Genomic DNA, 701 nt, shown 5'->3' with positions numbered 1-701 from the left:
ATCGTGGTTGTGCTTGTACTGGTTCGCCCTGCAATGAAGAAACTGCTTAACCCAGCTGGTGATGACGACGATGAAATGTACGGCCCAGACGGTTTGCCAATTGGTGCCGATGGCGAAACCAGCCTAATTGGTAGCGACATTGAAAGCAGTGAGCTGTTTGAATTTGGTTCAAGTATCGATCTGCCTAACCTTCATAAAGATGAAGACGTACTGAAAGCGGTTCGTGCACTTGTAGCGAACGAACCAGAGCTAGCGGCTCAAGTTGTGAAAAACTGGATGAACGAAAATGGCTAACGATATCGTACCTCAAGATGAAAACGGCGCAGGCATGCCAGTTGAGTTTGATGCCTCCACCATTACTGGTGAAGAGAAAGCGGCCATTTTGTTATTAAGTCTGAATGAGCAAGATGCGGCTGGCATCATCCGTCATTTAGAACCGAAACAAGTACAGCGTGTTGGTAGTGCAATGGCGCGTGCAAAAGATTTAAGCCAAGAGAAAGTATCGGCGGTGCACCGTACGTTTTTGGAAGATATCCAGAAATACACCAACATTGGTATGGGCAGCGAAGACTTTATGCGTAATGCCTTGGTGGCCGCGCTGGGTGAAGACAAAGCGAACAACTTGGTTGATCAAATTCTGCTGGGTACTGGTTCGAAAGGTCTGGATTCATTGAAATGGATGGACCCACGCCAAGTGGCAA

At 47.5% G+C, this 701-nt stretch carries 2 pseudogenes; both read left to right on the top strand.

Annotated elements, in window-relative coordinates:
- A pseudogene (locus tag R7P74_RS26545) lies at nt 1-294 on the top strand (flagellar basal-body MS-ring/collar protein FliF); the annotation flags it as partial.
- Nucleotides 287-701 (top strand): annotated as a pseudogene (locus tag R7P74_RS26540) (flagellar motor switch protein FliG); the annotation flags it as partial. The pseudogenes R7P74_RS26545 and R7P74_RS26540, both read left to right, overlap by 8 nt.

The sequence above is a fragment of the Vibrio sp. 2033 genome (genome assembly GCF_033339735.1).
Note: the sequence above shows the minus strand (reverse complement) of the source record. Positions and strands in the feature narration are given on the sequence as shown.